This window comes from Bacillus sp. RO1 (assembly GCF_012524115.1).
GTDB lineage: Bacteria > Bacillota > Bacilli > Bacillales > Bacillaceae_I > Sutcliffiella_A.
This window is the reverse complement of the sequence record NZ_JAAZWB010000083.1, coordinates 85,062-92,317: the sequence shown is the minus strand read 5'-3', so window position 1 is coordinate 92,317 and position 7,256 is coordinate 85,062. Positions and strand designations below refer to the sequence as shown.

Genomic DNA, 7,256 nt, shown 5'->3' with positions numbered 1-7,256 from the left:
TGTTGAATGAAATGAAGACCTCTGTAGCGCGAAAACGGATAGAGAGGTGTTTTGAAAAGAGGTATGAAGACTTCAGCAGCGCCAAAATGAGTAGAGAGAGGTCTTGAGGAGAGGTATGAAGACTTCTGTTAAGTGAAAATGGATAGAGAGAGGTCTTGAGAAGGGCTATGAAGACTTCAGCAGCGCCAAAATGAGTAGAGAGAGGTCTTGAGAAGAGGTATGAAGACTTCAGCAAAGCCAAAATGAGTAGAGAGAGGTCTTGAGGAGGGCTATGAAGACTTCAGCAGCGCCAAAATGAGTAGAGAGAGGTCTTGAGGAGAGGTATGAAGACTTCTGTTAAGTGAAAATGGATAGAGAGAGGTCTTGAGAAGAGGTATGAAGACTTCAGTAGCACCAAAATGAGTAGAGAGAGGTCTTGAGAAGAGGTATGAAGACTTCAGCAAAGCCAAAATGAGTAGAGAGAGGTCTTGAGAAGGGGTATGAAGACTTCAGCAGCGCCAAAATGAGTAGAGAGAGGTCTTGAGAAGAGGTATGAAGACTTCAGCGGCGCGAAAACGGATAGAGAGAGGTCTTGAGGAATGCTATGAAGACTTCAATAACGCCAAAATGGATAGAGAGAGGTCTTGAGAAGAGGTATGAAGACTTCAGCAAAGCCGAAATGAGTAGAGAGAGGTTTTGAGGAGAGGTATGAAGACCGCAGTAGCGCGAAAACGGATAGAGAGAGGTCTTGAAAAAGGGTTCCAATTATAAAAGAAGTCTAAAGCAACAATAAAAAACCACCCACAATTCACTTGCGGATGGTTCATACTTACCTTATTTTAAATTCTCCGGATTCAATCCTTCAAGCTCTGAGATGACAAACTTTCCATCTTTTCTGATCAGAACATCATCAAAGTAGATTTCTCCTCCGCCATATTCAGGACGTTGGATCATTACCATATCCCAATGAATATCGGAATTATTGCCGTTCCAAGCATCTTCATATGCCTGACCAGGAGTGAAATGGAAGCTTCCATCAATTTTTTCGTCAAATAGGATATCCTGCATCGGATGTTGGATATAAGGGTTAACACCGATTGCGAACTCTCCAATGAAACGTGCACCTTCATCTGTATCAAAGATTTTATTGATACGGTCAGAATCATTGGCTGTTGCTTCCACAATTTTTCCGTCGCGGAAAGTCAATTTCACATTTTCATATGTGAAGCCTTGGTATGGAGATGGTGTATTATACGTAATTGTACCGTTAACAGAATCCTTCACAGGAGCTGTATATACCTCGCCATCTGGAATATTCATTTCACCTGCGCATTTAATTGCAGGGATATCTTTAATAGAGAATGTAAGATCTGTACCTTCTCCGGTAATTCGTACCTTGTCTGTTTTATTCATTAATTCAACAAGAGCATCCATCGCATTGCTCATTTTTCCATAATCAAGATTACATACATCGAAATAGAAGTTCTCAAAACCTTCTGTGCTCATTTTTGCAAGCTGAGCCATGCTGGCATTTGGATAACGAAGAACGACCCATTTCGTTTTAGGAACACGGATGTCACGGTGCACTTTCTTCCCTACCGTACTGCCTTGGATTTTTTGTTTGTCATCAGGAACATCAGACAATTCTGCGATGTTGTCGCCTGAACGAAGCCCGATATAAGCATCCATGTTTTTCATGACATTTGCTTCAAAATCTGCTTTCATGCTATATTGTTCTTCACGAGCTCCCATTAGTAGGGCTCGGTCTACCTGGACATCTTTTAAAGATACGAATGGATAACCGCCAGCTTTATATGCTTCATCAACAAGTGCTACGACAAGTTCTCTTTGCAGTCCAAAGTTTTCGATTAATACCTTTTCGCCTTTTTGAAGACGAACAGAATAGTTAATTAAGTTTTTTGCAAGTGTTTGAATACGAGGATCCTTCATTGTATTGCCCCCTAAGAAAATGGTTATGTAACATCACTATTGTAACCGATTACGCGTATTTTGTTGAATTTTTTGTCTAAAAATATTAGTAATATTTTTAAAAATTCTTTAAATTTTTGAAGGGATTTTCCTTTTGTCCTAGAATAAAACAGAGTATAGAATGTTTAAACTGTAATAAGTGGGGTAAATAGTAAGTATGTATGTCAGCAGCCAGGAGGTGTCACGTTGAGTGAGTTGCTTTACATTAGCGCAATTATTGTAGCTATTGCTTTTTTAATATTGGTTATTTTTGTTTCAAAAACACTTCTTTCCGTGCAAGGCACTTTAAATCAAGTTGCCGGTACATTAGGTGGTATTGAAAAACAGATGCAAGGGATCACATCCGAGACAGAGCAGATATTACATAAAACCAATGTATTAATGGACGACATTCAAGACAAGTCGCAACAACTTAATACGGTTGTAACTGCTGTAAAGGATGTTGGAACTTCCATTCAAGGATTTAATCATTCCGTTTCACGTTTATCTAATAATGTTGCACAACAACTAGATCAAAATCAGGATAAGGTGTCGCAAGTTGTCCAGTGGTCCAATGTAGCAATGGAGCTTGTTGACAAATGGAATGAGAGAAAACAGAAAAACAAAATTAACAAAATTTGAGGAGGAATCGGAAATGGGCGAAGAGAACAAGAAAGAGATGAACACGAACACTGACGGTATTAATACGAAGGACTTTTTAATCGGTACACTTATTGGTGGAATTGTGGGAGCTACAACTGCATTGTTCCTGGCTCCTAAATCCGGTAGAGAGCTTCGTGAAGATATCACGGATCAGGCGACTCATTTAAAAGAAAGAACAGATAACTGGAAGGTTCAAGCTACTGAATATACTACTGAATTAGCTGAAACTGCCAAGGATAAGAAAAACCAGTTGACTAAGGCCATTGCTGATCAAACACAACAAGTGATGGATAAGGTAAAACAATTGCGAGATAAGAATGGGGATGTATCCATGGAGCTGCAAGAGCAGGTTCAAGATATCATCTCAGAAGCCGCTACTGCTATCGAAACAGAATCTGATGAAATGACGGATGAAGTGAAGAAGCGACTTGAAGATACAAAAGCTGCGTTAGAAGACGTAGAGAAAAAGCTATCTGCAAGCGATGAAGATAAAGAAGAAAAATAAGCAATCTCATAACTTGAGAATAAAACGGCGAAGTGGTATGATAACTTCGCCGTTTTTAATTTACATAAACATATAGAAGAGGGTGTAATAGTATGAGCAAATCAATCGTGCAATCTGTAGAACAATTCGATCAAATCGTCCAAGAAAATGAGACTTTCTTGTTTTTCAAAAACAGTACAACATGTCCAATCAGTCATGCTGCATTCGAAGAATTCGAGAACTTTGTAGCAGACCAAAATCAGGTTCCATGTTTCTATTTGAATGTCCAAGAAGCTAGACCGCTCTCCAATCACATCGCAGAAACATTTGATGTAAAGCATGAATCACCGCAAGCTTTGTTATTTAAAGATGGCAAAATTGCTTGGAATGCTTCTCACTGGAAGATAACATATTCTTCCCTTCAAGAGAATGTAAAATAAAACGAACGTGCGACTATGCACGTTCGTTTTATTTCGGACTAATAAATGCTTAAGCCTTATCTTTTATATTGGCATCTAAAACTTTGCTTTTCCACTCTATGTCTAATTCATCTCCATGATCGATAAAATCGTAGAAGGAGGCTTCTGTTCCATTTTTCTTTAACATAAAAGATCCGGCCCCTTGTGGTCTTTCGATGTCTACGAAGCGGAACATATCTTGGAAAATGAAAGGCTCCTTGCGTCTGACCATCACTTGTAAATGATCTCCTCTATTTAAGGAATCCTCTTCTAAAAGCAACTGCCCATTTCGATAAAATTCAAGCAACACCTTGCTCAAAACAATTTTTTTTCCTTTGAAAGTTACTGCTATTTCTTGTTTTGTTTCATACTGCTGAACAATCGAAAGCATTTTAACTGTAGGTATGCTTCCCTTTTCCCATACGATACTGTCATCATTAGAAAAATGGTCATTTAAAGACACTTGTTTTCCATTCTTCTTAACTTGGACAGAAAAGGGTGATAGGTTAGTTTTTTCATCATTTATGAATAGGTAAAACGGCTCTAGATCTTTCTCTGGGATTTCACAGTTTTGCACCAGGAGCTCTCCTATGGTATCCGGATAAGTGTAAGTAACCTTGTCACGATCTGCAAGTGGTTGTTCTAAAGCAGTAAGTTGACCGTTAAGGAGTATGCTGGGATTGATCGTTTTAGAATGGCCGTTCACAGTTACTGAAAGGGTAGGTAACGCTGACCCTACAACCTCCATGACAGTAAGAGAGGCTGATTTTCCATCCATTCCTTTTTCCACTAAAATAATATCCCCGTTTTCAATTGAATCGAAGCTGTGAGCAGGCTGACCGTTTCTTGAGATCTTAGGTGCCTCTCCAAAACTTCCTGGACATGTCAGGCTTTTTCCATTCACTTCTACCATTAATGCCAAGCCTGGCTTACCAACCAATTTGTTGATGCTAATCCCAGCAGCTAAAAGGCTGTCTCCAATGGTCAATTTTTTTACATCAAATAAACGAACGGGGAGCTCATTAACAGTAACAGAAACATATTCTATTGGTTTCTCCTTTGCGGCTATGGCAATCCCTACAGGAGTGATAAATTCAGGGCCTTGAACAGGAATGTCTGTTTGATCCAATTGCTGGATTGCATCTACCCCGCGAATTGCTACTCGATTTTTGGGTAAACCCAGTTTTTCTGCAATGAGAGAGGGCAAGGAAGGGGTTAGGCTTCCTCCTCCCACAAGCATGACTGCCTTGGGTGCTGTCTGGTTATTCTGCCTCTTTATTTCCTTTGTGATAGAGGATGCGAGTTTTTCAATGGATGTAAAAATCTGATGTACCATTTCCTGTTTAGATAGAGTTTGTTGAAAGCCAAGGATATCGGTAAAAGTAATTTCCTCATTATGGAGCAAGTCTCGTTTAGCCTGTTCCGCTTGTGGAAAATCCAATAAAAAAGCATCACTCAAACCTTCCGTAATTTCATCTCCCGCAACAGGGACCATTCCGTATGCAGTGACGGTACCATCCATAGAGATTGCGACATCAGATGTTCCAGCACCAATGTCTACTAAGGCAACATTCAATCTTCTCATAGAAGGAGGGATCAGAGCATTAATAGCCGCAATTGGTTCAAGTGTCAGGGCCTCAAGTTGAAGACCAGATCGTTGGAGGGCTGAAATCAATGATTCTACTACAATTTTAGGCAAGAAGGTCGAAATGATTTCAACTGATGCTTTTTCCCCTCTTTGATCAAGCAGACTGCCTATTTCTTCTTCATCTAAGTAATACCGAAGCACTGAATATCCGACACAGAAATACTGATTAGTATAGTCAATTTCACTTTCTTGGAGTAACTTCCTTTGCGCTTCTTGGACAGCAGAAAGTTCTAATAAAAATATATCATCTTCCGTAAACAAGGCCCTTCCTTTAATGTCTTGTATCGCGTAGGCTGTTTGAGTTTTTAATGCTCGTCCTGCTGCAGCGACGCATACTTTTTTTAATGGTCCATGTTTTTCTTCTAACTTTTCTTTCACATATGTAATTACTTTAGAAACTGCCAAAATATCATGTATTTGACCATCTAACATTGCCCGTTCTTCGTGCTCCTTTACTACTATATCCTTGATGCGGAACTTACTCTGATCCTGTTCTAGCAGTAGGCCAACTACTGATCTTGTTCCAATATCTAATGCGAAAATCAAAAAAGATTCACCATCCCTATGTAGCATCATATAATACTTTACCGCTTAAAAGCGTTTAATTAATAAAGAAAAAATCCGTGACAATCAGAAAGTCATCGTTTATAATAACTAATTAATAGAAATGTACCACAACTTGGTACTGTTATAAATACAGAAAGGATGAAATTATATGAGTCATAACGAATTAGACGCCTTGCGAAAACAAGTCGAAGAACTAAACTTACAACTATTAGAGGTTATCAACAAGCGCGGTGAGCTTGTCCAAGAAATAGGAAAGCTTAAAGAGGCGCAAGGTGTAAATCGATATGACCCGGTCCGTGAAAGAAAAATGTTGGACTTAATCACGGAACATAACGATGGACCTTTCGAAACTTCCACTTTACAGCATATATTCAAAGAAATATTCAAAGCAGGACTTGAACTGCAAAAAGATGATCACAGAAAAGCACTGCTCGTTTCCCGTAAGAAAAAACCGGAAGATACGGTTGTTGAAGTAAAAGGAGTAAAAATTGGCGATGGATCTCAAAACTTCATCATCGGTCCTTGCGCCGTTGAAAGTTATGAACAGGTTGCCCAAGTGGCTCAAGCCGCAAAAGCACAAGGAATAAAACTTCTTCGTGGTGGAGCATTTAAGCCAAGAACTTCTCCATACGACTTCCAAGGACTTGGATTGGAAGGCTTAAAAATATTAAAACGTGTTGGTGATGAGTTTGATATGGCTATCATAAGTGAAATCATCAACCCAGCTGATATTGAAGTCGCATGCGATTACGTAGACGTCATTCAAATCGGTGCGCGTAACATGCAAAACTTTGAACTACTGAAAGCAGCTGGTGCAGTGAATAAACCGGTCCTTCTAAAAAGAGGACTTGCAGCTACAATTGATGAGTTCATCAATGCAGCTGAGTACATTATCGCTCAAGGTAACGATCAAATCATTTTATGTGAGCGTGGAATTAGAACTTACGAGAAAGCAACACGTAATACACTAGATATCTCAGCTGTACCAATTCTGAAAAAAGAAACTCACTTACCTGTATTTGTGGATGTAACACATTCCACTGGTAGAAAAGATCTCCTATTGCCTACTGCAAAGGCAGCACTTGCAATCGGTGCAGATGGAGTGATGGCGGAAGTTCATCCTGATCCGGCAGTAGCACTTTCCGACGCGGCGCAGCAGATGGACATCGATCAGTTCAATGAGTTCATCACGGAATTGCGCAGCCACTACGCATACAAATCTTAATAAGGTTTCACCAAAGACGAGCGGGCAGAACGCTCGTCTTTGTCTGTTTTCATAAGTTTTCATAAAAAATTTACATTTAGCAAAAGATATAAGCAGGAGTATAGTAAATTCATTGCTTGTCTGCTTAGAATAACGTATGATTATTAGATAAATGCGTTATTTTGCCAAATTTATCTTATTGGCTGTGTTATGGAAGTTGTTGATGTATCCTAGCTGTTGATTGGAGCAAAAGGCGAAGAATCCGCCGGGAAGGTAGCGGCAATG

General features: G+C 39.5%; 6 protein-coding genes. 4 read left to right on the top strand and 2 right to left on the bottom strand.

The window, feature by feature from the left end; all coding sequences use genetic code 11:
- Positions 1-813: 813 nt before the first annotated feature.
- Positions 814-1,929, bottom strand: a complete 1,116-nt coding sequence (locus tag HC179_RS15045; protein ID WP_168865041.1) for an aminopeptidase — start codon at positions 1,927-1,929, stop codon at positions 814-816.
- A gap of 225 nt (positions 1,930-2,154) precedes the next feature.
- Here HC179_RS15045 and HC179_RS15040 point away from each other — a divergent pair, with 225 nt between their 5' ends.
- The 3 genes from HC179_RS15040 (at position 2,155) to ytxJ (ending at position 3,534) form a co-directional block, all read left to right on the top strand.
- A complete protein-coding gene (locus tag HC179_RS15040) occupies positions 2,155-2,589 on the top strand; it encodes a DUF948 domain-containing protein (protein WP_060664737.1) in 435 nt (144 codons plus the stop codon).
- Positions 2,590-2,602: 13 nt separating this feature from the next.
- Positions 2,603-3,115: a YtxH domain-containing protein gene (locus HC179_RS15035; protein WP_168865040.1), complete on the top strand. Its 513-nt coding sequence runs from the start codon at positions 2,603-2,605 to the stop codon at positions 3,113-3,115.
- Positions 3,116-3,207: 92 nt separating this feature from the next.
- Entirely contained in the window at positions 3,208-3,534 is a 327-nt protein-coding gene (gene ytxJ, locus HC179_RS15030; protein ID WP_168865039.1) for a bacillithiol system redox-active protein YtxJ, read from the top strand.
- A 49-nt stretch (positions 3,535-3,583) separates the two neighbouring features.
- Here the strand turns inward: ytxJ and HC179_RS15025 are convergent, their stop codons facing one another.
- Positions 3,584-5,776 carry a cell division protein FtsA gene (locus HC179_RS15025; protein WP_168865038.1) on the bottom strand — a complete coding sequence of 731 codons (2,193 nt, stop codon included), beginning with the start codon at positions 5,774-5,776 and terminating at the stop codon, positions 3,584-3,586.
- Positions 5,777-5,915: 139 nt separating this feature from the next.
- On the opposite strand from HC179_RS15025, the gene HC179_RS15020 reads away from it, so the two are divergent.
- A complete protein-coding gene (locus HC179_RS15020; protein WP_168865037.1) occupies positions 5,916-6,992 on the top strand; it encodes a bifunctional 3-deoxy-7-phosphoheptulonate synthase/chorismate mutase in 1,077 nt (358 codons plus the stop codon).
- Positions 6,993-7,256 lie beyond the last annotated feature (264 nt).

Coding starts and splice junctions, on each gene's coding strand:
- HC179_RS15045 (WP_168865041.1), bottom strand. CDS start 1,929: ATGAAGGATCCTCGTATTCAAACACTTGCAAAAAACTTAATTAACTAT.
- HC179_RS15035 (WP_168865040.1), top strand. CDS start 2,603: ATGGGCGAAGAGAACAAGAAAGAGATGAACACGAACACTGACGGTATT.
- ytxJ (WP_168865039.1), top strand. CDS start 3,208: ATGAGCAAATCAATCGTGCAATCTGTAGAACAATTCGATCAAATCGTC.
- HC179_RS15025 (WP_168865038.1), bottom strand. CDS start 5,776: ATGATGCTACATAGGGATGGTGAATCTTTTTTGATTTTCGCATTAGAT.
- HC179_RS15020 (WP_168865037.1), top strand. CDS start 5,916: ATGAGTCATAACGAATTAGACGCCTTGCGAAAACAAGTCGAAGAACTA.